The sequence below is a fragment of the Staphylococcus durrellii genome (assembly GCF_015594545.1).
Lineage (GTDB): Bacteria > Bacillota > Bacilli > Staphylococcales > Staphylococcaceae > Staphylococcus > Staphylococcus durrellii.
Map to the genome: position 1 here is coordinate 1,678,906 of NZ_JADIIO010000001.1, position 25,930 is coordinate 1,704,835.

Annotated in this window: 27 protein-coding genes; 8 read left to right on the forward strand and 19 right to left on the reverse strand. The window is 32.5% G+C overall.

Going from position 1 to position 25,930, the window contains the following annotated elements; genetic code table 11:
• Nucleotides 1-49: 49 nt before the first annotated feature.
• Together ftsW and ISP02_RS08060 are read right to left on the reverse strand one after the other, a co-directional pair.
• A complete protein-coding gene (ftsW, locus tag ISP02_RS08055; protein ID WP_195721061.1) occupies nt 50-1,282 on the reverse strand; it encodes a cell division peptidoglycan polymerase FtsW in 1,233 nt (410 codons plus the stop codon).
• A gap of 282 nt (nt 1,283-1,564) precedes the next feature.
• A complete protein-coding gene (locus ISP02_RS08060; RefSeq protein ID WP_061854951.1) occupies nt 1,565-1,840 on the reverse strand; it encodes a YlaN family protein in 276 nt (91 codons plus the stop codon).
• Nucleotides 1,841-2,171: 331 nt separating this feature from the next.
• On the opposite strand from ISP02_RS08060, the gene ISP02_RS08065 reads away from it, so the two are divergent.
• A complete protein-coding gene (locus ISP02_RS08065; RefSeq protein WP_195721062.1) occupies nt 2,172-2,654 on the forward strand; it encodes a hypothetical protein in 483 nt (160 codons plus the stop codon).
• 2 nt (nt 2,655-2,656) lie between these two features.
• Nucleotides 2,657-2,818 (forward strand): DUF2197 domain-containing protein, encoded by a 162-nt coding sequence (locus ISP02_RS08070; protein WP_195721063.1) that lies wholly within the window; start codon nt 2,657-2,659, stop codon nt 2,816-2,818.
• A 376-nt stretch (nt 2,819-3,194) separates the two neighbouring features.
• Here the strand turns inward: ISP02_RS08070 and typA are convergent, their stop codons facing one another.
• The gene (gene typA / locus ISP02_RS08075) at nt 3,195-5,042 is read right to left on the reverse strand and encodes a translational GTPase TypA (RefSeq protein WP_195721064.1); all 1,848 of its coding nucleotides are present in this window, start codon (nt 5,040-5,042) and stop codon (nt 3,195-3,197) included.
• Between the two features lie 97 nt (nt 5,043-5,139).
• Between typA and ISP02_RS08080 the strand changes: the two genes are divergently transcribed.
• Entirely contained in the window at nt 5,140-5,331 is a 192-nt protein-coding gene (locus tag ISP02_RS08080; RefSeq protein ID WP_195721065.1) for a DUF5325 family protein, read from the forward strand.
• 210 nt (nt 5,332-5,541) lie between these two features.
• Here ISP02_RS08080 and ISP02_RS08085 read toward each other — a convergent pair whose 3' ends face one another.
• The gene (locus ISP02_RS08085; protein ID WP_195721066.1) at nt 5,542-6,354 is read right to left on the reverse strand and encodes an inositol monophosphatase family protein; all 813 of its coding nucleotides are present in this window, start codon (nt 6,352-6,354) and stop codon (nt 5,542-5,544) included.
• Between the two features lie 201 nt (nt 6,355-6,555).
• On the opposite strand from ISP02_RS08085, the gene ISP02_RS08090 reads away from it, so the two are divergent.
• Complete coding sequence (locus ISP02_RS08090; protein WP_195721067.1) at nt 6,556-7,167, forward strand: YktB family protein; 612 nt, start codon at nt 6,556-6,558, stop codon at nt 7,165-7,167.
• Between the two features lie 264 nt (nt 7,168-7,431).
• Here the strand turns inward: ISP02_RS08090 and ISP02_RS08095 are convergent, their stop codons facing one another.
• A complete protein-coding gene (locus tag ISP02_RS08095; protein ID WP_195721068.1) occupies nt 7,432-7,911 on the reverse strand; it encodes a DUF4064 domain-containing protein in 480 nt (159 codons plus the stop codon).
• Nucleotides 7,912-8,077: 166 nt separating this feature from the next.
• Between ISP02_RS08095 and ISP02_RS08100 the strand changes: the two genes are divergently transcribed.
• The gene (locus ISP02_RS08100) at nt 8,078-9,412 is read left to right on the forward strand and encodes an Nramp family divalent metal transporter (RefSeq protein ID WP_195721069.1); all 1,335 of its coding nucleotides are present in this window, start codon (nt 8,078-8,080) and stop codon (nt 9,410-9,412) included.
• 294 nt (nt 9,413-9,706) lie between these two features.
• Here the strand turns inward: ISP02_RS08100 and auxB are convergent, their stop codons facing one another.
• The 12 genes from auxB to ISP02_RS08160 form a co-directional block, all read right to left on the reverse strand.
• Complete coding sequence (gene auxB, locus ISP02_RS08105; protein WP_195721070.1) at nt 9,707-10,912, reverse strand: lipoteichoic acid stability factor AuxB; 1,206 nt, start codon at nt 10,910-10,912, stop codon at nt 9,707-9,709.
• Nucleotides 10,913-10,985: 73 nt separating this feature from the next.
• Entirely contained in the window at nt 10,986-12,059 is a 1,074-nt protein-coding gene (locus tag ISP02_RS08110; RefSeq protein WP_195721071.1) for an ABC transporter substrate-binding protein, read from the reverse strand.
• A complete protein-coding gene (locus ISP02_RS08115; protein WP_195721072.1) occupies nt 12,059-12,868 on the reverse strand; it encodes an ABC transporter permease in 810 nt (269 codons plus the stop codon). The genes ISP02_RS08110 and ISP02_RS08115 overlap by 1 nt, the downstream gene beginning before the upstream one ends.
• A 5-nt stretch (nt 12,869-12,873) precedes the next feature.
• A complete protein-coding gene (locus ISP02_RS08120) occupies nt 12,874-13,677 on the reverse strand; it encodes an ABC transporter permease (RefSeq protein ID WP_195721073.1) in 804 nt (267 codons plus the stop codon).
• Nucleotides 13,670-14,764, reverse strand: coding sequence for an ABC transporter ATP-binding protein (locus ISP02_RS08125; protein ID WP_195721074.1), 1,095 nt, complete (start codon nt 14,762-14,764; stop codon nt 13,670-13,672). The genes ISP02_RS08120 and ISP02_RS08125 overlap by 8 nt, the downstream gene beginning before the upstream one ends.
• A gap of 11 nt (nt 14,765-14,775) precedes the next feature.
• Nucleotides 14,776-15,315 carry a helix-turn-helix domain-containing protein gene (locus tag ISP02_RS08130; protein ID WP_195721075.1) on the reverse strand — a complete coding sequence of 180 codons (540 nt, stop codon included), beginning with the start codon at nt 15,313-15,315 and terminating at the stop codon, nt 14,776-14,778.
• 133 nt (nt 15,316-15,448) lie between these two features.
• On the reverse strand, nt 15,449-15,727 hold the full coding sequence (locus tag ISP02_RS08135; protein ID WP_195721076.1) for a UPF0223 family protein: 279 nt from the start codon (nt 15,725-15,727) through the stop codon (nt 15,449-15,451).
• Nucleotides 15,728-15,804: 77 nt separating this feature from the next.
• A complete protein-coding gene (lpdA, locus tag ISP02_RS08140; RefSeq protein WP_195721077.1) occupies nt 15,805-17,211 on the reverse strand; it encodes a dihydrolipoyl dehydrogenase in 1,407 nt (468 codons plus the stop codon).
• A 3-nt stretch (nt 17,212-17,214) separates the two neighbouring features.
• Nucleotides 17,215-18,513, reverse strand: a complete 1,299-nt coding sequence (locus ISP02_RS08145; protein WP_195721078.1) for a dihydrolipoamide acetyltransferase family protein — start codon at nt 18,511-18,513, stop codon at nt 17,215-17,217.
• A 142-nt stretch (nt 18,514-18,655) separates the two neighbouring features.
• On the reverse strand, nt 18,656-19,633 hold the full coding sequence (locus ISP02_RS08150; protein WP_195721079.1) for an alpha-ketoacid dehydrogenase subunit beta: 978 nt from the start codon (nt 19,631-19,633) through the stop codon (nt 18,656-18,658).
• A gap of 3 nt (nt 19,634-19,636) precedes the next feature.
• Entirely contained in the window at nt 19,637-20,749 is a 1,113-nt protein-coding gene (gene pdhA, locus ISP02_RS08155; protein WP_195721080.1) for a pyruvate dehydrogenase (acetyl-transferring) E1 component subunit alpha, read from the reverse strand.
• A gap of 240 nt (nt 20,750-20,989) precedes the next feature.
• Complete coding sequence (locus ISP02_RS08160; RefSeq protein ID WP_195721081.1) at nt 20,990-21,616, reverse strand: YkyA family protein; 627 nt, start codon at nt 21,614-21,616, stop codon at nt 20,990-20,992.
• A gap of 123 nt (nt 21,617-21,739) precedes the next feature.
• Between ISP02_RS08160 and def the strand changes: the two genes are divergently transcribed.
• Nucleotides 21,740-22,291 (forward strand): peptide deformylase, encoded by a 552-nt coding sequence (gene def / locus ISP02_RS08165; RefSeq protein WP_195721082.1) that lies wholly within the window; start codon nt 21,740-21,742, stop codon nt 22,289-22,291.
• Between the two features lie 103 nt (nt 22,292-22,394).
• On the opposite strand, the gene ISP02_RS08170 is transcribed toward def, so the two are convergent.
• Nucleotides 22,395-22,667 carry a hypothetical protein gene (locus tag ISP02_RS08170; RefSeq protein ID WP_195721083.1) on the reverse strand — a complete coding sequence of 91 codons (273 nt, stop codon included), beginning with the start codon at nt 22,665-22,667 and terminating at the stop codon, nt 22,395-22,397.
• Nucleotides 22,668-23,141: 474 nt separating this feature from the next.
• On the opposite strand from ISP02_RS08170, the gene ISP02_RS08175 reads away from it, so the two are divergent.
• On the forward strand, nt 23,142-23,357 hold the full coding sequence (locus ISP02_RS08175) for a DNA-dependent RNA polymerase subunit epsilon (protein ID WP_195721084.1): 216 nt from the start codon (nt 23,142-23,144) through the stop codon (nt 23,355-23,357).
• Nucleotides 23,357-25,159, forward strand: a complete 1,803-nt coding sequence (gene rnjA / locus ISP02_RS08180) for a ribonuclease J1 (RefSeq protein WP_195721085.1) — start codon at nt 23,357-23,359, stop codon at nt 25,157-25,159. The genes ISP02_RS08175 and rnjA overlap by 1 nt, the downstream gene beginning before the upstream one ends.
• Nucleotides 25,160-25,266: 107 nt before the next feature.
• Here the strand turns inward: rnjA and ISP02_RS08185 are convergent, their stop codons facing one another.
• A complete protein-coding gene (locus tag ISP02_RS08185; protein ID WP_048794209.1) occupies nt 25,267-25,926 on the reverse strand; it encodes a potassium channel family protein in 660 nt (219 codons plus the stop codon).
• Nucleotides 25,927-25,930 lie beyond the last annotated feature (4 nt).

The following is a 25,930-nucleotide window of genomic DNA, read 5'->3' on the forward strand; positions in this document are numbered from 1 at the left end:
ATATAAAAATAACAGACATCACATTATAAATGTAATGTCTGTTATTTAATTATCTACGTCTATTAGATTGTACTGATCGAATATTATTGTATTCTTTTTTATACTGTTCATCGATTTTAATTTGTTTTGCTGTTATAAGTAATAAGCCCATCGCAATACTTAAACTAATCATGGAAGACCCACCAAAACTAATAAATGGTAACGGTACACCTGTAAGAGGAATAGTACCAGAGACACCACCTAAATTGACAAATGTTTGGCTCCCAATATAACTGGCGATACCAACACATACCAATTTATAGAAATATGAAGATGTTTTATTAGCAAGTTGGAAGGCTCTGTATACGATAAAGAATAATAAACATATTACGAATAATCCGCCTAACAATCCTAATTCTTCGCAAATAATGGAGAATATAAAGTCTGTGTGTGGTTCAGGTAAATAACCTAATTTCATAATACTGTTACCTAATCCTCTGCCAAATAGCCCACCATTACCAATCGCGAGTAATGAATTAGAAATATGATAGCCTGTACCAGATTCGTTACTAAATGGACTTATTAATGTACTAAAACGTGCAGTTAAATAATGTGGGACTAAGCCAAATATCAATGCTAATCCACCGATTACAACCACGCCTATAATAACTACAAGTAAGTATTTAACAGTTTTTTCAACTCCAATACCTGCGTAAAACAGTATCGAAAAGAAAATGATAATGATAAGTAGCGTTTGACCAACATCTTTTTGTAACAATACTAAACCAATACAAAATGCTGCTAGCACTATCGGCGAAGTTAACAATTTAGGTTGCTTAAAAACACGTGGTCTTTTCTTTTCAATCATATAAGGTATGTAAAGAATCAATGCGATTTTCAAAAGTTCAGAGGCTTGTAAATTCATAAAGCCTAAATTGATCCAACTTTTAGAACCATTGATATTGCTACCTATAACAAGCGTTGCACATAGTAATCCTACTATAATTAGCATCATCCATTTTTGAAATTTCGTTTGCTCCAAAAATTTAACATTTAGGAAAAATGCCATAAAGAACACGATTCCAAAACTCATAACAACGTATAGTAATTGTCTAGAATAAAAATAAGTACCTGAAACCGGTATTCCACCAGTTAATGTGCCTTTCGTAGCTGCAACCATACTCGCACTATAGACCATTACTAAGCCGACCATACATAACAAAATATATGTAACAACTAATGGATAGTCAATGTACTTTGCATATTTTCCTACATGCCGTAGTATTTGCCTAATAATTTTCATTGTAAATTTCATCCACTTCTAAATAATATCATTTTTCGATATACTTAATTTATGTATAAAGATTTGAGCTAGTTATTATTAAGTATAAACTTTGCACACTTTATTATAGCAAGTTTAATGTAAATTCTCGAACAAAGTTGTAATATATTTTGTTACTTTATAAAAAAAGTGACTAAAAATAAATCAACATACATTTGATTCTTTAGCCACTAACTTGTCTCTATGTAGTTTTAATACAAACGATTTACTTTTATATCATTAAACAAATATACTTAATACATATTATACGTTTGTAAAAGCATCATGAAGTTTAGACAATTCTTTTTCTAAACGAAGCATCAAATCTTTTCCTACTTCTTTATCAATTAACTCTAGCTGAATAGCAAAATCAACTTCCTTTTGTAATCCAAACATTTGAGTGTCTAAGACTTCTTCATATAATGGGCATTGAGGTAAAGTAAGATTGTCCATTTGAACTTTAATCAATTGTAAAATCCTATCAGCATCTTTATTTAACTGGTCATATGCCGCATTATTTAGTTTTTGGCTTTTTACCATGACATATTCCCCCTAACAACTGTAACTTTATAATAAAATTCTATCCTACAAATAATTAAAAAGCAAGTGAATTTATGTATTATACTTCATCAGTTAAGATATGCTAAAATAATTGAGAGAAATTTTTTACCATTAAATTTGGTAAATTAAATTAGTGATTTTTAAAACCATTGTTATTATGGTTTTTTACATTATTTTTATGTAAGTAAAATTGTAAGTAATAAATTATATAATATGTCATAAAAAAGTCACAATTTTTATTTTTATTTAATGATTACAGTCGATGGTATAAAATTTTTACGCTTAATAAATTGATTAGGGAGTGGGAAAAATGATTCAAATTAAAGGTGCGGTTAAATTTCCAATTACTTTGGATAGTACAACATGGATTTTCGACGATCGCAAAGTAAAAATTGAAGATTTAGAATCTGGAATTTTTGAAGGTACTAAGCCTATTAACTTTGAAGATAATAGAGAGTGGAATCGTGCTATTCTTGAAGGTCAAACGAATCCACCGACATTAAATTCAGAAATTAAATATAAAAAAAGTGCCATGCTTGATGGTACGTTCGCAATAAATATGGCAACATTTTTCAGAAATGCTGAACCTCTTAGCGATGCTAAATTAATACGTTTATCTAATGATAATGACGCTATTGACATAGATATAGAACTATTACCATATTTATTTTTCCAATTTGCTAAAGAAGGAAAACGTCTATACGACGATAACGCCGTAGACAGTTTTATTTATTCTCCTGAACAAGGATATTCACACCAATTTAACTATGTGACATACATAGAGGTGATTTAATTATGATGACAGTACAATGTATAATTTGTGATACAAAGGTACTTATCGATAAAAACACATTAGAAGCTAAACGTCTACGCAACGACCCTATGCACACTTTTATGTGCGATGAATGTAAAAGTCGTTTAGATTCTCCTAAGCAACGCAAACAACATGTAAATTAGAATTAATTTCATAATAATAATGAGATTCGATATTTAATGTCTCTTAAATTAAACTAAAAAAGCAATTTCTATTTTTTATAGAAATTGCTTTTTGCTTATTTTATGTGGTTTTGTACATAGTGAAATTATTTTTTATATACAAAATTCTGTGCTAATCTTTTATCAACCAAAGTATAAAACTTCATATGTTTCACTACTATGCTATAAAACCTATATAGCCAATGAATTAGCACTTTTACTATTAATAAAGATTATTTATGTCGATCCCCTTAAAGAATCAGTGCGAGTTAAAGAGTCAATCTATCCACAAAAACAAGCGCTCTAACACTCAATATAAAAAAAGCCAATCAATTTTGTTGATTGGCTTTTTATTGATTTATGCTTCGTCTTGCATCATTTGTTTAACTCTTTTAGCCTCTTTTTCACGGGCAGATTTTTCGAGTACTTTCTTTCTTAAACGAATGCTCTCTGGCGTTACTTCTACTAATTCATCATCATTAATAAATTGTAATGCTTCTTCTAGAGTTAAGACTCTTGGACGTTTCATTGTCTCTGTTTGGTCTTTAGTAGCGGAACGTACGTTAGTTTGATGTTTAACTTTAGTGATATTAACCGTTAAGTCGTTATCACGGTTATGTTCACCAACAATCATACCTTCATAAACTTCAGTACCAGGTTCCATAAAGTTAGTACCACGATCTTCAAGACCCATAATCGCGTATGAACTTGCTTGACCTTGATCCATAGAAACTAATGCACCATTTCTTCTTCCACCAATACGGCCTTTAATACGTGGTTTAAATTCTTCAAAAGTATGATTAATAATTCCATAACCACGTGTTTGAGACATAAATTCTGTAGTATAACCAATCATTCCACGTGCAGGCACCATAAAGATAATACGAGTTAGACCGTTATCAGTTGTTACCATATCTAACATTTCACCTTTACGTTGTCCTAAAGATTCAATAACTGCACCTGTGTATTCTTGAGGTACTTCACATTGAACTCTTTCAAATGGTTCACATGTTACGCCATCAATGTCTTTTAAAATAACTTGAGGTTTAGATACTTGTAATTCATAACCTTCACGTCTCATATTTTCAATAAGGATAGATAAGTGTAATTCACCACGTCCAGCTACAATCCATGTATCTGGAGAATTAGTTTGTGTAACTTTTAATGATACATCTGTTTCTAACTGCTCATCTAATCTTTCTTGAATCTGACGTGCAGTAACAAAATCACCTTCACGACCAGCAAATGGCGAATTATTAACTTTAAATGTCATTTCTAACGTTGGTTCGTCGATACGCAATACAGGTAATGCATCTTGGTGGTCATGCGGCGTTACCGTTTCACCAACGTTGATGTCTTCCATTCCTGATACAGCAATTAAGTCACCAGCATTTGCTTCTTGTATTTCTACACGATTTAAACCAAAGTAACCAAACATTTTAGTCACGCGGAAGTTTTTAATTGTACCGTCTAATTTAATTAATGAAACATTGTCGCCTACGCGCATTGTTCCTCTAAATACTCGACCAACACCGATACGACCTACATAGTCATTATAATCTAATAATGCTACTTGGAATTGTAAAGGTTCTTCGTGATTGTCTAGTGGAGCAGGAATATATTCGATAATAGATTTATATAACGATTCCATATTATCGTCTTGTTGTTCTGCATCTAAACTTGCTGTACCATTAACAGCTGAAGCATAAACTACTGGGAAGTCTAATTGCTCATCAGAAGCTTCTAATTCGATAAATAAGTCTAAGACTTCATCAACAACCCCTTCTGCTCTAGCTGAAGGTTTGTCAATTTTATTTACTACTACTACTGGTTTTAAATTTTGCTCTAGTGCTTTTTTCAATACGAAACGTGTTTGTGGCATAGTACCTTCATATGCGTCTACAACAAGTACAACACCGTCTACCATTTTCATAATACGTTCTACTTCTCCACCAAAGTCAGCGTGCCCTGGTGTATCTAATATGTTTATTCTTGTGCCTTTGTAATTAACCGCAGTATTTTTCGCTAAAATAGTGATACCACGTTCTCTCTCTAAGTCATTTGAATCCATCGCTCTTTCATCTACATGTTCATTTTCACGGAACATGCCTGATTGCTTTAATAATTCATCTACTAAAGTCGTTTTACCATGGTCAACGTGAGCGATGATTGCTATATTACGAACATCTTCTCTTAATTTAGTCATTCAATAATTTCCTTTCTCGAGTAAATTCCCACTTTTAATTGCAACTCAATTATTATATCATATAATTGATTAAAGAAAACAAAAAGGTGTGGTAGGGATGCAACAAAAAAAATCAAAAGCTATATTTTGGGTACTCGCAGTAGTAGCCATCATATTCTTAATATTATTTAGTTTTAGCTTAGCAGCTACAAATGTTCCATTGATGATTTTAACACTTATATTATTCATTGCAACATTTGGTGCCGGTTTCACTTTAAAAAAGAAATATCGTGAAAATGACTGGCTATAATTTTGTGTAGTAAAAAGCTTGTTTATTGGGCTATTCTATTAAATATCGTTTGATAAAAACTAATCCATGTAATTTACATGGATTAGTTTTTTATTTAAATTATATATTTCTAACTTTCAAACAGATTTACTAACAAGGTGGTAAATTTTAATTATCCATCATTTTAAGAATCGGAAAAATAGCGCACCTACATATTCTTAAAGATATTTGCTATTTAAATCTTTCATGTAATTTTATTAAAGTATCCTTATAATTACCCAAATAATTATTAATGAGGTCATCATGTAAATTAGCATTGGCTACAACAACGGAATTAGGATGTAAAATAGATAGCGGTTCACCTAACATATTAGTAGCTTTGCCCCTCACTTCACTTAAAATAATCATACCTCCAGCAAAATCCCATGGCTGTAACCTAGGTGTTATGTATGCACCTAACTTACCAGTTGCTACAAAAACAATTTCTAACGCAGCTGAACCATAAGCTCTTGCGCTTCTCGAATCTTCCACAATGGGTTGTAACATAGGTCCTAACTTAGGTTTAGTTAACCAATTAGGATTAATACCTATGATGCTTTTTTCTAACGTATGATGAGCCAAGTTTTGCAACAAGTGCTCATTTTCAAACGCGCCCTCGCCTACTTTACAATGATATAACTTATTATTTATGACATCATACACAAAACCTGCATACGGTTCTCCATCTTTAAAAATACCTATTGAAATTGCAAAATTTTCTTGTTGATGGACAAAGTTCAATGTACCATCTATAGGATCAACAACCCATACAACACCATTTGTATGAGTTACGTCATGACCATGTCCTTCTTCACCTATAACAAAATGATTTGGATATGTTTTTTTTATATTTTCAAACAGAAATTTTTCTGTTGCTTTATCTACATTTGTAACTAAATCATTTGGGTTAGATTTAGTTTCAATTTCAATGTCTTGTTGCATTATTTTGGTAACGTTATTACCTGCCTCCAAAATTAAACCTTTCGCGTACTCATATACAGTCATACAATCATCTCCTAGCGTAAATTATATTATACATTAAAAAGTTACATAAAAAATGTCATATGCGTAGAAATAGTAAAATAAAATATTTTCTTCTTAATTTAAAATACAAATTGTGTTGCATATAATCCTAAGACGCTGTTTCTATAAAATGAATATGCTACAATATCAGTAACTATAGTAATAATTATGTTGGAGGTTAATATGACTAAATATATATTTAAACCCAAAGATTTTAAAGCATTCACAGTCCCAGGACTAGATGCTAGAATGTCAGCACTTGAAGCGCATGTACGTCCACAATTAAATAATTTAGGTGATTATTTTGCTCAATATTTAGAAACTGCTACAGGTGAAGTTTTTTACCCTCACGTTGCCAAACACGCACGTAGAAGTGTCAACCCACCTAAAGACACATGGGTTGCATTTGCAACAAACAAGCGTGGTTATAAAATGCAACCTCATTTCCAAATAGGCTTATTTGAAGAACAATTATTTGTTATGTATGGCGTAATGCATGAAGCAAAGGATAAAGCACAGCAAGTAAAAGTTTTTGAAGATAATTTTACTCAACTCAAAAATCTTCCCGCTGATTACAGTGTGAGTTTAGACCATATGAGCCAAGAAAAAACATTATTAAAAGATATGGACGAGGAAACTTTACAAAAAGCAATTGACCGTGTAAAAAAAATTAAAAAAGGCGAATTTTTCGTTGCTAGAACTTTACAACCTGGTGCAGAATCATTAAAAAGTGATCAAGCTTTTATAGCATTTTTAGAAGAAACGTTTACTCAATTACTTAAATTTTATGCATAATGCCCTTTTGTATTAAGCGTATCATCATAAAAAATTAGTAGCATATAAATAACATTTCAATTTCGAATAAATATTTCAAACTTTTGGGCTCATACCAAACTCTGTTTGATATTTTTATAGGATGGGATTATGAAATCGTGTCGATTTCTATCTCATCCTTTTTTATAAAAAAGACTACTAATTTCATTGAAATTAGTAGTCTAAAATGTAATTTCCTATAATTTATTATTGTAATACTAATGAACAACGCTTATGTCGCTATTACTAATATATATACGGGTCATCATTTTTTTTATTTAAATCTTGCTCTGGATTCCATCGGTTTTGCGTTGTAGTCATTGGACTAGCTTGATTCATTGTGTTGCTATTATCTTTTTTAATAAATAGTTTAACTGCAACAATAATCCATAAGACCATCGCCACTAAATTAGTTACAAAAAGACTAGCTACTGCGGCAACAATAAATAGGACGGCCGCCAATACTCTGTTCTTTTTCATGATTAATGTTGCAATAATAGCTAGTATAATAACAATTGCTAACATAATAATTTGAATCATGTAGCTCATAAATAATATATCGGGTGAAAGGGATTGACCTTGAGCTTGTGACATTTCATTAAACACTTTTTTAAATTCTTCTGAATTGGTATTTAATAATAGTACACCTAATAAAACGATAAATAAATATAAAATACTTAAACCATTGCCAATCCACGCTAATATTTTTTCGGTTTTTCTATTCATAGCTTACCTCCTTTTTATCCATAATTATTATTTTACCAAAATTACTATATCACCAAAAGAGCAATAACAACAACTAGAAAAGCTATGAAATTATATTTTTAGGTTGACCTAATAAATATTTTTTATTATTCTTGAACTATTACAAAAATTAGTAAGTGGTGAAATTATGACACAGAGAGAGAAACAAAAAAGCCTAAGTGAAATTAATAATACAGTTTCTGTAAATACTGACGGTAAGTTTAGCCGTAAGTTATTATCATTTTTAGGCCCCGGCTTGCTCATTGCAGTCGGTTATATGGACCCAGGTAATTGGATTACATCAATGCAAGGTGGCGCACAATTTGGCTATATGCTATTGTTCGTCATATTACTTTCTAGTTTAGCTGCCATGTTATTGCAAAGTATGGCCGTTAGGTTAGGTATCGCTGCTAATATGGATTTAGCACAAGCAACAAAACATTATATAAATAAACCATTAACCTATATATTTTGGATTATTACAGAATTAGCAATAATAGCAACTGATATAGCCGAGGTTATAGGTAGTGCAATTGCATTATATCTGCTCTTTGATATTCCCTTACTTATAGGATCAATTATTACAGTATTGGATGTATTTTTACTATTGTTTATTATGCATTTTGGTTTCAGAAAGATTGAAGCCATCGTAGGTACACTCATTTTTACCGTACTGATTATATTTTTATTCGAGGTTTATATCGCTTCGCCTTCTGTAACACATATGCTAAATGGTTTTATACCACAAACAGAAATTATAACAAATCATAGCGCGTTATATATTGCTTTAGGTATAATCGGAGCGACTATTATGCCACATAATCTTTACTTACATTCATCTATCGTTCAATCTCGCATGTATGATAGAAATGATGTGAATGCCAAGAAAAGCGCTGTAAAATTCGCAACGCTCGACTCTAATATACAACTTGTCATTGCTTTCGTAATTAATTGTTTATTATTAGTTTTAGGTGCAGCATTATTTTATGGCGCTAACACTGAACAATTAGGCGGTTTCTTCGATTTATACCATGCCTTAAAAACTGAACCTGTATTAGGCGCTACAATGGGTGCCATAATGAGTACATTATTTGCGGTAGCCTTGTTAGCATCAGGCCAAAATTCTACAATAACAGGTACGATGGCCGGACAAATAGTAATGGAAGGCTTTATTAATTTAAAAATTCCAAACTGGGCTCGTAGATTAGTAACACGTGGTATAGCTATTTTACCTATTATCATTTGTCTAATTGTTTTCAAAAGTAATATCGAAAAAGTAGAACAATTATTGGTCTTCTCTCAAGTATTTTTAAGTATTGCTCTACCGTTCTCGTTAGTGCCTTTACAACTAGCGACCAATGACAAAAATTTGATGGGAATATTTAAAAATAAACGTTGGGTAAATATTATTAGTTGGTGCTTAATCATTATCTTAAGTATTCTTAACGTCTACTTAATTTTCCAAACGTTCCAAGAATTATAATTTTAAAATACCAACAATGACTTCAAGTTTGTTGGTATTTTTTACATGCATTTAGCAATCGATGTCTTAATCTTACGTCTTGTAGTCTGTCCTCTTCAAAATGGTCACTTAAAATGACTGCTTTTTATGCACACTATTTATCTGAAAAACAATTAATGACATCGTGGTTAGTAAAAGAAAAATATTTATCTCATAGATTACGTTAATAAACATAAACAAACCTTACGGCATTTTGTCGTAAGGTTTGTTTATGTTTTGAGCGTTGAATTATAACTAAATTGAACGCTTTATTTATTATTTCTCTTTGTTATCAGTAGTTGTAGTATCTTGGTTGTCCGAAGTTTGGTCAGTTGCTTCTTTTTCTATTGCATTATCATCATTAGATGTCATTTTCTTACGCTCTTCATAATTCATACGACGTTGATTAACTGCACTTGGTTGTTGTTTACGCTTTTCTTTCATACGTTTTCTAAGTTCTTTTTTCTCTTGCTTGATTCTTGATCGTTCTTCGGCACGCTCTTGTTTAAGACGCATTTTTTCTTCTGCTTCTTCTTGTTTACGTCTAGCCTCTTCTTCTGCCTGCTGTTGACGTTCGGCTTCTTGACGTTCTAATTCTTCTTGAGAAGGTCCGCGTTGATAATCCTCTTCAGCACTGTCATCATTCTGAGGCACTTCATATTCTGCATTGGCTTTATTCTTATAATTGTATTTAGCTTGTCTAGAAAGAACTTGTGGTTCTTCCTCAGCGTTACTATTACCATTTACTTGTCTTGCTACCTCAGAACTATATCCACCTCTACGCAACGAATTATAATCTTTAGTTTCCTCTTCGTCTGATTGTGTACTTACTTGTTCATCTGAAGTACTATCATTAGACTGTCTGCGCATAGTCGTTGTCTCATCGCCTGATTGATATTGACTTGTTGATTCTTGTTCGCTCTTACGTTTATTGTCTCTTTGTACAGGCTCTCTATCATAACCATATCTAGATTGAGCATCTCTATCGTAATAGTCATCGTCATAGTATGCTGGTATTGTTTCGACCCTATCTTTTCTAGCAAACATCATAATAGCCACTATGATGAATAACACAGGAATGATTAATGGCACAAATAATACCATTAAAGGTAATGTGACAATGGTAGCAATTAAGAATAAGAATCCTGATAAAATTCTAATATTCATTGAAATAAGGGCTAAAAATGAAATTAATAAACAGATTATTAGATATACAATAATCGCCCATACTCCATTTTGCAGCCAAATAACTGCTTGTGTTGTGTTTAAATTGTTATTGGCAAAAATTTGCTGTGCAAATTCATTAGCATTCAATGAACTTTCAAGCTTTTGAATAGAAGTATCACTACTAAATGATACTAGCGCGATAAACATAGTAGCGACGGTTAATAGCAATAGAAAAATCCAACTTAACCATCCTAATACTTTTTCAGTTAATCGACTTACAGGACGTCTAACTTGCGTAAATTGCTCTCCTGACATGTATTTACAACTCCTTACATTACTAGTCAAACCATTATATCGAACTATAACAAAAATAACTACTAACTGTCATCTATTTTAATGACATTTTAAAGTTTAAAAACCTTTCATTATAATCGCTTAAAGTTTTCTTTCCCAAATCTTGATAAACTTCTAACTTTTGTTGTTCTTCCTTAGTAGGATAGAATCGCTTATCATTTTTAATATCGTTAGGTAATTTATTCCTAGCTACTTTATTCGGTGTTGCATATCCTACCCAGTCTGTATTTTGTCTGTTATTGCGCTCATTCAATAAGAAATTCATAAATTTATAAGCGCCTTCTTTGTTTTGTGCAGTCTTAGGTATGACCATATTGTCAAACCATAAATTAGATCCTTCTTTAGGTACAACATAATCAAATTCATCACTGTCTTGTACTATTGGTGCAGCTACCCCACTCCAAACAACTGCTATGTTAGCTTCATGTTGTTCTAACATCATTGTTATTTCATCACCTACGATACCTTTTATCTGAGGGGCTAAATGGGTTAAATCTTGCTGTGCTGCTTTTAAATGGTGTGGGTTTTTGTCATTTAAACTATAACCTAACTTATTAAGTGATAATCCCATTACTTCTCTTGCTCCATCTACCAATAGTATATCGTTTGCATACTTTTTGCTGTACAGACTTTGCCAAGAACTAAAATCTTCATGTGGGTATACTTTTTTGTTATACACAATACCTACTGTTCCAAAGAAGTATGGTAACGAATACTGATTTCCCCTATCAAAAGGCATATTTAAATAGTTTTTGTCTAAATTCTTCATATTGGGTATCTTTTCATGATTTAATGGTAACAGTAAATTTTCTCGTTTCATTTTTTGAACGGTATACTCACTAGGAAATGCCACATCATAATTTGTACCACCATTACGAATCTTTGCTTCCATAGCTTCATTTGAGTCAAATGTTTCATATACTACTTTAATACCTGTTTCTTTTTCAAACTTTTTAATTAGTGCCGGGTCTATGTATTCACCCCAGTTATAAACATTAATTTTTTCTCCATGATTAGATTTATCTTTAGCAATGAATTTATGACTAATATATAAACAGAGTAGGCCAATAACAATAGCAACAATAACTAATTGTAATACGCGTTTCATTATTGTACACCTCGCTTGCTATGTTGTTTACGTTTAATCATGTGTTGAATAACATAATAGCCAACAACGCCAATTAAAATAACCAAAAACAATAATGTCGAAATAGCGTTAATCTCCATGCTTATCCCTTTTCTTGCCATAGCATAGACTTCAACAGATAATACGCTAAATCCATTACCTGTAACGAAAAAGCTAACTGTAAAATCATCAAGTGAATATGTTAAAGCCATAAAGAAACCACCCAGTATGCCTGGTAATAATTGTGGCAGCATAATATTACTTAGCACCTGATATTCATTTGCACCTAAATCACGTGCGGCACTTAACATATTATCATTCATTTCATAAAGTCTTGGTAAAACGATGATAACCACAATCGGAATACAAAACGCAATATGTGATACTAATACAGTCGTAAATCCTAGTCCTAAACCAGTAAAGTGACCTATAGCTGTAAACATAATTAAAAACGAAGCCCCAATAACTACGTCAGATGACACCATTAGCACGTTGTTCAACGTTAATAAAGAAACCTTCATCTTTTTATTTCTTAAATGATATAGTGCTATGGCTCCCATTGTGCCAATAACAGTAGATACCGACGCAGCAATTAAAGCAACTGCTATCGTATTGAAAATAACCGACATCAGTCTGTCATTTTGAAATAATGACTTATAATGTTCTAATGTAAAATCATCGAAGTGAATCATATTACCTGCTGAATTAAAAGAATAAATCATCAGGAATATGATTGGAGCATATAATAATGTAACTAAAATCCCTATATAAACCTTGCCATACCATCTCATTTGATTCACCCTTTTCCATTCGATGATTTAGAATTCGTAATAATTAATATGAAGGCCATAAACACAATTAAGAAAAGTGCAATTGTGGACCCCATACCATAATTTTGAATAACTAAAAATTGTTCTTCAATAGAAGTACCAATATTAATCACTTTATTACCAGCAATTAATCTAGTAATCATAAATAATGATAGAGCAGGAATAAATGTCACTTGAATTCCAGTAAGAATACCTTGTTTAGTTAAAGGTAATATCACTTTACGGAAAGTTGTAAAAGGACTAGCTCCTAAATCTTTGGATGCTTGTAATAAATTAGTCGGTATATCTTTCATACTATTAAAGATAGGTAATATCATAAATGGTATATAAATATAAGTAGCTACAATTAAAAATGCTGGAGCAGTAAATAATAAATGCGCCTTAGGCAAATGTATCAAATTTAACACTTGGTTTATAATACCATCATGACTGAAAAGCCCAATAAATGCATAAGTCTTAAGCAGTAAATTTATCCAAGTCGGTATAATTAAAATAAGTAACCATAAATTTTGATACTTAGAAGATTTAATAAAATAGGCAGCAGGATAACTAATTAATAGTGTTAGCACGGTAATAGCAAGCGCATAAATAACAGAGCCCCAAATCATAGATAAGTACTTCATAGAAAAAATCTGTCTGTAATTACTGAAACTAAAGTGGCCATTAATATCTATAAAAGAAAAATACATGAGCAATATTACTGGTACGATGATGAAAAGAATCATCCATAACATATATGGAATAAATAAAAAATTAGATATTTTACGCATTCTCTTGCTCCTCATAACTTTCAATACGTTTATCAAACTCTTCTTCACTTTCACCTGGCACCATTATATGTATTGCTTCTGGATCAAAATAAAGGCCTACTTTACTACCTATTTCTGCTTTTTTAGTCGTATGTATAACCCATTCGTATCCCTTTCTATCTATACAACAAATTTCATAATGTACACCTCTAAAAAGCATTGAATCAACAGTGACTTCAAATAAACCTTTTTCGGCTTTGATTAAAGAAATATCTTCTGGTCTAATCACAACTTCGACATTTTTACCTGAAGGAATACCCATATCTACACAATCAAAATCTTGTCCATAAATATTAACTACATAATCACGTTGCATCGTACCTTTCACGATGTTTGACTCGCCAATAAAGTCAGCAACAAAACGGTTAACAGGCTCATCATAGATATCTATTGGAGTTCCAAATTGTTGAATTTTACCATCTTTCATGACAAATATGTAGTCACTTAATGCTAAAGCTTCTTCTTGGTCGTGAGTTACAAAAATAAAAGTAATACCTAAACGTGATTGAATTTCTCTTAATTCATATTGCATTTCAGTCCGTAATTTTAAATCAAGTGCAGATAATGACTCATCTAATAATAGGATTTCAGGTTCATTTACTATTGCCCGAGCGATCGCAACTCGTTGTTTTTGCCCCCCACTCATATCATCAATACGTTTGTTCTCATACCCATTTAACTTTACTAGTTTTAAAGCTTCTTTAACTTTTGTTTCAATTTTTGCTTTGCTCAACTTTTTAAGTTTTAAGCCAAAAGCAATATTGTCATAGACATTTAAATGAGGGAATAGAGCATAATCTTGAAACACTGTATTTACTTTACGTTTATTTGCTGGAATATTAGTCATAGATTTATTTTGATAAATAATATCGCCACTGTCCGGTTGTTCAAAACCTGCAATTAATTTAAGAATTGTAGTTTTTCCACAACCTGAAGGCCCTAATAAAGTATAAAAAAAGCCTGACTCTATATCTATATCTATCTCATTTAAAATTTGTTCATCATTATAACCTTTACTTACAGATTTAAAAGATAATAATGGCTTCATTTCTAGTCCTCCTATAAATATGATGCAGTAGCAACGATGATTGCCTTCGCTGTTTGTTCACTACAATTAAATAATCTATGTGTGTCATTTGCTTTAAAATATAAGGCATCTCCTTGTTGTGCTTGATAAAATTTTTCACCAAGCGCTAAAGTGACAGCTCCTTCTATACAATAAATAAAGGTATCTGAATTAGATGGATTGAAATTTTTATATGTAGCATTTGATTTTAACGTTAACATTAACGGTTCCATATCAAATTCATTAGATTGCGTAACTAGCCAATTTAGAATATAACCTTTATCATATTCGTCATATACCACTTGCGTATCTTTTGGATACAAGATCTTTTTTTCTTTTTTTTGTGTGAAAAACTCGCTAGGTGAAGTACCTAACACCTCTAATATTGAAAGGAATGTTTCCATACTAGGTGATGCATGTTGGCTTTCGATTTGAGAGATATAGCCTTTAGATAAATCAGTACGTTCGGCTAATTCTTCTTGAGTTAAGTTTTTAATTTTTCTTAAATTTTTAAGGTTTATTCCAATATTCATTATTCTCACCCATAATATTGCTAGTGTATTTTAAAAGTTATCTAATTAAAAAGAGCTATATTTTGTTTACTTTTATTAAACTTTTTGTTTAATGCTTAATAAAAGTATCAAAATATAGCTCAAATAACAATAGTTATTTTGAATTTCCAGATAAATATTTTTTATCTGGATTATCTTGTGCATGTTTTACAGCTTTATAACTATTATAGCCACTACCTTTTTCAAATTCTTTAAAGATTTTCTTTTCTTCTGCTTTACCAGGTACTATTTTTTTAAACTTATTGTATTGTTCTAACAAGTAAGATCTTTCAACTTGTTGCTCATAAAATGACTCAACAGCATTAAAAAAAGTTACGACTGTAACCATTTCATCATTTGTCCAATCTAAATCAATAGGATAATGGTATTCCATTCTTATCCTCCTTTAATTAAAAAAGCCACTAGTCTATAACTAGTGGCTTTATATCAAAATAAAATGGAAGCTAGTAATTACATAGTGTGAATAGGTAAACCTAACGCTTTTTCAGCAGCTTCCATAGACATTTCGCCTAATGTAGGGTGTGCATGTACAGTTAACGCTAAGTCTTCAGCATTCATTCCTGATTCGATAGCTAAACCTAATTCAGAAATAATGTCAGAAGCACCAGTACCAACTACTTGTGCACCTACTAATGTGTTGTCTTCTTTAAGCGTTAATAATTTTACAAAACCAGTAGTATCATCTAATGATAAAGCACGACCATTAGCTGCGAATGGGAATTTAGAAGCTTTAACTTGTAATCCTTCTTCTTTAGCTTGGTCTTCTGTATAACCTACTTGAGCTAATTCAGGCTCAGTGAAACATACTGCAGGCATACCAATATAATCTACTTCAGAAGCTTCTCCAGCAATTACTTCAGCTGCAACTTTAGCTTCATAGCTTGCTTTATGAGCTAATGGTAAACCAGGTACGATATCACCAATTGCAAAGATATTATCGATAGAAGTACGGCTTTGCTTGTCTACTTCTAATAAACCACGATCAGCAAAGTTTAATCCAAGTTCTTCTAAGCCTAATTCGTCAGTATTTGGACGACGACCGACAGTAACTAATACGTAATCTGCTTCGATGCTTTGTTCTTCACCGTTAACTTCGTAAGTAACTGTTACACCATTTTCTGATTCGTCAGCTGATTTAGCCATTGCTTCAGTAACGATTTCGACACCTTTTTCTTTCATGCCTTTTTTAACAGGTTGAGTCATTTGTTTTTCGAAACCGCCTAAAATGTCTTTAGCACCTTCTAAAATTGTAACCTCAGAGCCAAAGTTAGCGAATGCTGTACCAAGTTCAGATCCGATATATCCGCCACCAACTACAACAAGTTTGCCAGGAACTTCTTGTAAGTTTAATGCGCCTGTTGAGTCGATAACACGGTTACCAAATTTGAAATTAGGAATTTCAATTGGTCTAGAACCAGTAGCAATAATAGCATTTTTGAAATTGTAAGTCTGAGCACTTTTATCGTCCATAACACGTAAACTGTTATTATCAACGAAGTAAGCTTCACCTTTAACAATTTCAACTTTATTACCTTTTAATAGTCCTTCAACACCACCAGTTAATTTATTAACAACTGATTGTTTGAATTCTTGTACTTTATCAAATTTAAGTGACACGCTTTCAGCAATTACACCTAAATTTTCAGAGTGTTGTACTTCACTATAACGGTGAGAAGCATGTAATAAAGCTTTAGAAGGAATACATCCAACGTTAAGACATACACCACCTAAATTTCCTTTTTCAACGATTGTTACTTTTTGACCTAATTGTGCTGCACGAATTGCTGCAACATAACCGCCTGGTCCTGCTCCAATTACAATAGTATCAGTTTCAATTGGGAAATCTCCAACTACCATGTTTTACCCCTCCATTAATAATAATTCTGGATTATTTAATAATCGTTTAATATGGTTCATCGCATTTTGTCCAGTAGCACCATCAATTTGTCTGTGGTCAAAGCTTAATGATAATGATAATACTGGTGCTGCCACAATTTCACCATCTTTAACGATAGGTTTTTGTGCAATGCGTCCGATACCTAGGATAGCTACTTCTGGGTGATTAATAACTGGTGTGAACCATTGTCCACCAGCTGAACCGATATTACTAATTGTACAAGTTGCACCCTTCATTTCGTCTGAAGTTAATTTACCATCACGAGCTTTAACAGCTAGTTCGTTAATTTCATCAGAAATTCGGAAAATAGATTTGCGGTCAGCATTTTTAACGACAGGAACTAATAATCCTCTGTCAGTGTCAGCAGCAATACCAATGTTCCAATAATGTTTGTGTACAATTTCGCCAGCTTCTTCATTAAATGAAGTATTTAATGCTGGATATTTTTTCAATGCAGACACTAGTGCTTTAACAACATAAGGTAAGAAAGTTAATTTAGTACCTTGTTCAGCAGCGATTTCTTTGAATTTTTTACGGTGATCCCATAATTCTTGAACATCAATTTCATCCATTAATGTTACGTGTGGTGCAGTATGCTTAGAATTAACCATTGCTTTCGCAATCGCTTTACGCATAGCTGGAATTTTTTCGGTAGTTTCTAATTCGCCTTCTGTAGCTGTTGGTGCTGATTGTTCTGTGCTTGCCGTTTCTTCAGTACCTTGAGAATCAGTGCTTTCAGTAGCAGTAGTTTGTCCGCCGTTTAAGTGCGCATCAATGTCTTCTTTAATGATACGTCCATTTTTACCAGTAGCAGAAACTGCTTTAATATTAACGCCTTTTTCACGTGCATATTTGCGCACTGATGGCATAGCTTTAACACGTTTGTTATCGTCTACGTCTTCATCTTGGGTAGATTCAGATTGAGTTTCTGTAGCTGTCTCTGCTTTACTATCTTCAGATGCTTCTGATGATTGTGAAGTACTTTCGTCACTATCGCTACCTTTGAAAGTCATTTCTTCAGCGTCAGGTGCATCAATTTTAACAATTGTGTCACCAACTACTGCAACTGTACCTTCATCAACTAACACTTCTTCAATTGTTCCACTAACAGGTGATGGGATTTCAACAACTGATTTATCATTTTGTACTTCTGCTAAAACATCGTCTTCTTCGATTTGATCTCCAGCTTTAACAAACCATTTTACGATTTCGCCTTCGTGGATACCTTCACCAATGTCGGGTAATTTAAATTCAAATGCCACGTTTTTGTCCTCCTAAGATTTCAATTTAAGTTATTGTGTGGAATTTTACTATGTACTAAACATAGCTTAACATATTTTATTTATAAAACATTAGAGAGAAGTAGATAAATAGACATTTAACTACTTCTAACTAGTGTATTAATTAAAACTCTAATGTTGCTTTAGCTTTTTCTACAATATCGTTTTTATTAGGTAACCAAACATTTTCAGCTTGAGTAAACGGATATACAGTATCTGCTGCTGCAACACGAGCAATTGGTGCTTCTAATGATAAGATAGCACGTTCTGCTAATTCAGAAGCAACTGTAGCACCAACACCAGCTTGACGTTGCGCTTCTTGAACAACTACTGCACGACCAGTTTTTTCAACTGAAGTCACTAACGTTTCGATGTCGATTGGTTGAACAGTTCGTAAGTCAATAACTTCAACTGAATGTCCATCTTTTTCTAATTCTTCCGCAGCTTTAAGAGACTCTTGAACCATAGCACCATAAGCAATGATTGTTAAATCTGTACCTTCTTGTTTTACATTAGCTTTTCCAATTTCAACTGTGTATTCTTCTTCAGGTACCTCATCACGGAATGAACGATATAATTTCATATGTTCTAAATATACTACTGGATCGTTGCTTCTAATTGCTGAAACTAACAATCCTTTAGCGTCATATGGATTTGAAGGAATAACAACTGTTAATCCAGGAGATTGCGCTAAAATACCTTCTAAGTTATCTGCGTGCAATTCAGGCGTATGTACACCACCACCAAATGGGGCACGGATTGTTACAGGTGCACTTTTAGAGTTACCTGAACGGAAACGAGTACGAGCAATTTGGCCCGCTACAGCATCGAAGACTTCGAATACGAAACCTAAGAACTGAATTTCCATTACAGGGCGGTAACCTTCTAAAGTTAAACCTAAAGCTAAACCACCGATACCTGATTCTGCTAATGGTGTGTCGAAAACACGGTCTTCGCCGAATTCTTTTTGTAAACCTTCAGTTACACGGAAAACCCCACCATTAACACCAACATCTTCACCGAAAAGTAAAACGTTCTCATCGTTTTGTAATTCAGTTTTAAGCGCATTGTTAATCGCTTGAACCATTGTCATTTGTGCCATGGGTTACTTCGACTCCTTCTCTTTATAAATTTCATATTGCTCTGCTAAGTTTTGAGGCATGTCTTCGTACATGTTTTCCATTAAATCTGTAACAGTTTGTTTAGGTGTGTTATCTGCTTCTTTAATCGCTGCTTTAATTTCTGATTTAGCGCGTTCGATAACTTCGTTTTCTTTATCTTCAGACCATAAACCTTTATTTTCCAAGAATTTTCTAAAACGGACTAACGGATCCTTTTTCTCCCATTCAGAATCTTCATCAGAAGTACGATATTTAGTTGGGTCATCTCCAGCCATTGTATGTGGACCATAACGATATGTCATAGTTTCGATAAGCGTAGGACCTTCACCGTTTACAGCACGGTCACGAGCTTCTTTAGTTGCTTGATATACAGCTAATGCATCCATACCATCTACTTGTAGTCCTGGGATACCAACAGCAATACCTTTTTGAGCAAGTGAAGTTGCTGCTGTTTGTTTACTACGTGGTGTTGAAATTGCATAGTTGTTATTTTGGATAACAAAAATTGCTGGTGCTTTGTAAGCAGAAGCAAAGTTAATACCTTCATAGAAGTCACCTTGTGATGAACCACCATCACCAGTATAAGTGATTGCTACAGCGCTTTTACCACGTTTTTTAATACCTAAAGCTACACCAGCTGTTTGAACATACTGTGCACCAATGATAATTTGAGGGCTAAGTGCATTAACACCTTCTGGGAAACGATTTCCTTTAAAGTGTCCTCTTGAGAATAAGAAAGCCTCAGTTAAAGGTAAACCGTGCCAAATTAATTGTGGTACGTCACGGTAACCAGGTAAAATGTAGTCTTCTTTCTCTAATGCATATTGTGAAGCTAGTTGTGAAGCTTCCTGTCCTGCTGTAGGAGCGTAGAAACCTAAACGTCCTTGTCTGTTTAATGAAATAGAACGTTGGTCAAGAATACGTGTCCATACCATTCTCTCCATCAATTCAACGAATTGTTCATCTGATAAATCTGGTACTAAATCGTTATTAATAACATTACCGTCTTCATCCAAAATTTGAATCATTTCAAACTGAGATTGAGTATCGTTTAATACTTTCTCTGCATCGAATTGGGCTTGTAATTTCGGAGCCATTCAATTCACCATACCTTTCCCGTATAATAGAAATTCATTTTATCCTATCACATTGTATCACAAAACTGTTTCACTGTTAAACAATTTAAAAAAGTTCTGTTCTACTACAAAAAGGTACAGTTTTAGAACTGTACCAATGAATTATATAGAACTGTACTAGTAGATAATATGTGTCACATAGCGGCATTCCTCGCCACAAATGTAAGCGCAACCATTTATTGAATACAAATACTGTTATCTTTACATTAAATTATCGACATCTTGTTTTTCATCTTTAACTTTTTTCATAGCATTAGAATAATTTTTGAATTGTTTATTCATATTTTTATAAGCATCTGAAATTGAATGCGACTTTTTATCTAATTCGCCTTGAGAAGGTTGTCCTTTTGAAGCATACTCAAACATATCTTTTTCTTTACTCATTACGTTTTTATATGCTTCAGCATATTTATCATGTGCTTTATATTTATCTTTTAACGCACTATCTAATTGTTTAACCTCACGTTGTTTCTTACTATTTTCAATATTTTTAATATGTTTGGTTGCTTTTTTATAATCTTGATGTGATTTGTCCATTGCATTTTCTTCTTCTTTAAAAGTTTGCTGTCTTTCTTTAGTATTGTCTATAACTTTTTTAGCTACTTTTTGTTCTTTATCTTGGTCTTTACCTTTTAAACTTTGTACTAGTTTGTTTTTCTTTTGTTCGAGTTCATTTAATTTTTTACTGGACGTGTTGATTGACTTTTCGTCATCAAAAGCTTTTTGAATTTGTTTATTGTATGATTTCATTTCGCCTTTATCGGTAGTACAACCTGCTAATAAGATGGTTGAAGCTAAAGCGACACCTAATCCTTGTTTTAGTTTCATTTTAAGCTAATTCCTCCTCTACGTGTGTGTTATATTATATAATACTATATTATAAATCAAATAGAATACTGTATTTTAATTATTCAAATTTGGTATAGTTGAAAATAAGGAAGGTGTAAGTAAATGTTAACAATGAAAGATATAATTAGAGACGGTCATCCAACATTGCGTGAAAAAGCTAAAGAGGTTGATTTACCACTATCAGATGAAGACCGTTCCACATTAAAATCAATGCGTGAATTTTTAATTAATAGTCAAGACGAAGAAATTGCCAATAAATATGGTCTTCGTTCAGGCGTAGGATTAGCTGCTCCTCAAATTAATATTTCTAAAAAAATGATTGCCGTTTATATGCCTGATGATGGTAATGGCAAAGAATACGATTTAATGTTAGTAAATCCTAAAATTATGAGTCACAGTATCCAAGAAGCCTATTTACCTACTGGCGAAGGTTGTCTTAGCGTTGATGAAAGTATACCTGGTTTGGTCCATCGTAAATATAGAATCACTGTAAAAGCTACAGATATAGATGGTAAAGAGGTAAAGTTAAGACTAAAAGGATACCCTGCCATCGTGGTTCAACATGAAATTGATCACGTAAATGGTGTAATGTTCTATGATCATATCGATCAAAACAACCCACTTCAACCTCATCAAGATGCAGTTGAGGTCTAAATATTGCTTTGAAATAAATTTATATCTATAAATTTTAAAGAGAGAGAAATTTATACCAATTAAATTTCTCTCTTTGTTTATATTCATTAATTATTTAGTAAAATCACATAAAGTCATCTCGTCTTTCATTATAAAGAACGTGAAATTCATCTAAACTTTTCTTAATTGCATTTAATTCTTGTATATCTATAAATTCCGGGTCATGGTTATGTTTAATAAAATAATGATTTTCATTTTGTGTATCAACGATTTCCTCATAGTTAAAAAACATAATCACCTGTTCGGTACGCACTTCAAACGTAATACCTTTAAAAATTTTGTCATTACGTTCTTTTTCTTGTTTAACATCTTCAATAATTCTACTTACCTGATTCAAACTTATCACCTTGATTTCGTTATTGTTCGCTTCCGCGAAAATCTCTACAAACTCAGACTACTCTTTTTACTATATCATTTTATATTAAATAAATTTCTTCTTATACTCAAGACAAATTTTAAAAATCAACTGAAATTTCAGATTATTGTATGTCTAAAGTAATCAAAGTTCAATTATTTAAATCATAATAATAGTTGCTACGTCATGATAAACTGCTTTATTTATTCATTAACATCATGTAAAATAAGAAATAACTAGAATCAGACTAAAAGTTTGTAAGTCTATTCTTATACTGAACGAAATTAACTTCCCTAGAAACATACTGGGCAGAAAGCTTGTATGTTCTTTTATATTCAGAAACTTTGCCTATTTTTATTAGAATGATTTATTTCATTTTAATATGTGTATTCGACTAGGGGTTTTATTCAAATAATATTAAATATAAAGAGATAGCATTAGGAGGAAATATAGATAATGACAGTATTTAAAGTATTTTATCAACACAATAAAGAAGAAGTAGTAGTTCGTGAACACACACAAACGATGTATGTAGAAGCACAAACTGAAGAACAAGTAAGACGTTATTTAAAAGACCGTAACTATAATATTGAATTTATTACTAAATTAGAGGGCACACATTTAGAATACGAAAAACAGTCAGAACACTTTAATGTGGAGCAAGCTGAATAATGAAGCAAATCAATAAAAACGAAGTAGCAGTATACGCACTTGGTGGCCTAGGTGAAGTAGGTAAAAATACTTATGCCGTCGAGTATCAGGATGAGATAGTAATTATTGATGCAGGTATTAAATTCCCTGACGATAACTTACTAGGTATTGACTATGTTATTCCTGATTATACCTACTTAGAACAAAACCAAGATAAAATCGTTGGTTTATTTATTACACATGGACATGAGGACCATATAGGTGGTGTGCCCTACCTGTTAAAACAAATTAATGTACCTATTTACGGTGGTCCGTTAGCCTTAGGTTTAATTAGAAATAAATTAGAAGAACATCATTTATTAAGAACGACAGAGCTAATTGAAATAAATGAACAAAGTGTAATTAAATCAAAACACTTCGAAGTTTCGTTTTATTTAACAACACACAGTATCCCTGAAGCCTATGGCGTCATTGTTAATACTCCAGAAGGTAATATTGTTCATACCGGTGACTTCAAGTTTGATTTCACACCTGTTGGCGAACCAGCTAGTATAGGTAAAATGGCTAAATTAGGCGATGAAGGTGTGTTATGTCTACTTTCAGACTCTACAAACGCATTAGTACCTGATTTCACTTTAAGCGAACGAGAAGTGGGTCAAAATGTTGAGAAGATTTTCAGAAATTGTACAGGTCGTATTATTTTTGCAACTTTTGCTTCTAACATTTATCGTGTACAGCAAGCAGTTGAGGCAGCAATAAAGTACAATCGTAAAATTGTAACTTTCGGTCGTTCTATGGAAAATAATATTAAAATTGGTATGGAACTGGGTTATATCAAAGCTCCACCAGAAACTTTCGTGGAAGCAAATAAAATTAATAGCATTCCTAAGCATGAATTGTTAATTTTATGTACAGGTTCTCAAGGTGAACCAATGGCTGCATTATCTCGTATAGCAAACGGTACACATAAACAAATTAAAATCATCCCTGAAGATACTGTAGTCTTTAGTTCATCGCCTATTCCAGGAAATACGAAAAGTATTAATCGAACTATTAACTCATTATATCGAGCTGGTGCAGAAGTTATCCACAATAAAGTATCAAACATTCATACTTCAGGTCATGGTTCTCAAGGTGACCAACAATTAATGTTACGTTTAATTAGACCAAAATACTTCTTACCGATTCACGGTGAATATCGTATGTTAAAAGCACACGGTCAATCTGGTATTGAGTGTGGCATTGATCCAGAGAATGTATTCATTTTCGATATTGGTGATGTTTTAGCATTAACACATGATTCAGCTCGTAAAGTTGGTCGAATTCCTTCAGGTAATGTACTGGTTGATGGTAGCGGTATTGGTGACATTGGTAACGTAGTCATTCGAGACCGTAAATTACTTTCTGAGGAAGGTTTAGTTATCGTAGTAGTTAGTATTGACTTCAAAACAAACAAGCTACTATCTGGACCAGATATTATTTCACGCGGATTCGTTTATATGCGTGAATCAGGCCAATTAATTTATGATGCTCAACGTAGAATTAAAACCGACGTTATTTCAAAACTAAATCAAAATAGTTCTATACAATGGCATCAAATTAAATCTTCAATCATTGAAACATTACAACCATACTTATATGAAAAAACAGCAAGAAAGCCAATGATTTTACCAGTAATTATGAAGGTAAATGAAGACGATAATGATGGTAGAGCTTCTACGAGTAAACCACAAAAAGAACGTAAGCCATCTAATACAAAGAAACCATCAAAAGATAACAAAGTGAAAGTATCAAAACAAAACAACGACACTGAACCAAAATAAGATTTGATCTGTATTCGTTTCAGTATAAAATAAAAAAAGCATTCCAATCTATTGTAGATTGGAATGCTTTTTTATAAAATCTAATACTACATGAAGAGCTAAGTCAATTATCTAACGACTTTCATTTCAAAACGATTTAAGTCATTATCGTGACCAATCATAATCAAAATATCACCTATTTCTATATTCTCATTAGGATCGGGTGAAACTAATATATTTCTCCCACGCTTAACAGCTATAATACTAATGCCAAATTGCGCTCTTATATCTAACTCAATAATCGTTTTACCCGCCATTTTTTCACTCGCTTTAATTTCAACAATTGAGTGTTCATCAGCTAATTCTAAGTAATCTAAAACGCTAGCACTCGCTACGTTATGGGCAATTCGACGCCCCATATCACGCTCAGGATGTACGACCGTATCGGCACCAATTTTATTTAAAATCTTCGCATGATAATCATTTTGTGCTTTCGCAGTTACTTTTTTAACACCTAGTTCTTTTAAGATAAGCGTCGTCAATGTACTAGATTGAATATTTTCACCGATTGCTACTATAACATGATCAAAGTTTCTAATACCTAAACTTTTCATTACTGCCTCGTCTGTTGTATCTGCTACAACGGCATGTGTAGCAATTTCACTATATTCATTCACACGTGCTTCATTGCTATCAATGGCCATAACATCCATATCTAAAGCATTTAACTCTCTAACAATACTTCCGCCAAACCGACCTAATCCTATAACCACATACTCTTTATCCATATGC

Bases quoted from the DNA above. Each gene is read 5' to 3' on its own strand.
- ISP02_RS08085 (WP_195721066.1), bottom strand. From the start codon at position 6,354: ATGACTGTATATGAGTACGCGAAAGGTTTAATTTTGGAGGCAGGTAAT.
- pdhA (WP_195721080.1), bottom strand. From the start codon at position 20,749: ATGGCTCCGAAATTACAAGCCCAATTCGATGCAGAGAAAGTATTAAAC.
- ISP02_RS08130 (WP_195721075.1), bottom strand. From the start codon at position 15,315: ATGAATATTGGAATAAACCTTAAAAATTTAAGAAAAATTAAAAACTTA.
- ISP02_RS08185 (WP_048794209.1), bottom strand. From the start codon at position 25,926: ATGGATAAAGAGTATGTGGTTATAGGATTAGGTCGGTTTGGCGGAAGT.
- ISP02_RS08175 (WP_195721084.1), top strand. From the start codon at position 23,142: ATGACAGTATTTAAAGTATTTTATCAACACAATAAAGAAGAAGTAGTA.
- ISP02_RS08110 (WP_195721071.1), bottom strand. From the start codon at position 12,059: ATGAAACGCGTATTACAATTAGTTATTGTTGCTATTGTTATTGGCCTA.
- typA (WP_195721064.1), bottom strand. From the start codon at position 5,042: ATGACTAAATTAAGAGAAGATGTTCGTAATATAGCAATCATCGCTCAC.
- ISP02_RS08080 (WP_195721065.1), top strand. From the start codon at position 5,140: ATGCAACAAAAAAAATCAAAAGCTATATTTTGGGTACTCGCAGTAGTA.
- def (WP_195721082.1), top strand. From the start codon at position 21,740: ATGTTAACAATGAAAGATATAATTAGAGACGGTCATCCAACATTGCGT.
- ISP02_RS08065 (WP_195721062.1), top strand. From the start codon at position 2,172: ATGATTCAAATTAAAGGTGCGGTTAAATTTCCAATTACTTTGGATAGT.
- ISP02_RS08060 (WP_061854951.1), bottom strand. From the start codon at position 1,840: ATGGTAAAAAGCCAAAAACTAAATAATGCGGCATATGACCAGTTAAAT.
- ISP02_RS08095 (WP_195721068.1), bottom strand. From the start codon at position 7,911: ATGAATAGAAAAACCGAAAAAATATTAGCGTGGATTGGCAATGGTTTA.
- ISP02_RS08120 (WP_195721073.1), bottom strand. From the start codon at position 13,677: ATGCGTAAAATATCTAATTTTTTATTTATTCCATATATGTTATGGATG.
- ftsW (WP_195721061.1), bottom strand. From the start codon at position 1,282: ATGAAAATTATTAGGCAAATACTACGGCATGTAGGAAAATATGCAAAG.
- ISP02_RS08160 (WP_195721081.1), bottom strand. From the start codon at position 21,616: ATGAAACTAAAACAAGGATTAGGTGTCGCTTTAGCTTCAACCATCTTA.
- ISP02_RS08125 (WP_195721074.1), bottom strand. From the start codon at position 14,764: ATGAAGCCATTATTATCTTTTAAATCTGTAAGTAAAGGTTATAATGAT.
- rnjA (WP_195721085.1), top strand. From the start codon at position 23,357: ATGAAGCAAATCAATAAAAACGAAGTAGCAGTATACGCACTTGGTGGC.
- ISP02_RS08100 (WP_195721069.1), top strand. From the start codon at position 8,078: ATGACACAGAGAGAGAAACAAAAAAGCCTAAGTGAAATTAATAATACA.
- ISP02_RS08070 (WP_195721063.1), top strand. From the start codon at position 2,657: ATGATGACAGTACAATGTATAATTTGTGATACAAAGGTACTTATCGAT.
- lpdA (WP_195721077.1), bottom strand. From the start codon at position 17,211: ATGGTAGTTGGAGATTTCCCAATTGAAACTGATACTATTGTAATTGGA.
- ISP02_RS08090 (WP_195721067.1), top strand. From the start codon at position 6,556: ATGACTAAATATATATTTAAACCCAAAGATTTTAAAGCATTCACAGTC.
- ISP02_RS08150 (WP_195721079.1), bottom strand. From the start codon at position 19,633: ATGGCACAAATGACAATGGTTCAAGCGATTAACAATGCGCTTAAAACT.
- auxB (WP_195721070.1), bottom strand. From the start codon at position 10,912: ATGTCAGGAGAGCAATTTACGCAAGTTAGACGTCCTGTAAGTCGATTA.
- ISP02_RS08135 (WP_195721076.1), bottom strand. From the start codon at position 15,727: ATGGAATACCATTATCCTATTGATTTAGATTGGACAAATGATGAAATG.
- ISP02_RS08115 (WP_195721072.1), bottom strand. From the start codon at position 12,868: ATGAGATGGTATGGCAAGGTTTATATAGGGATTTTAGTTACATTATTA.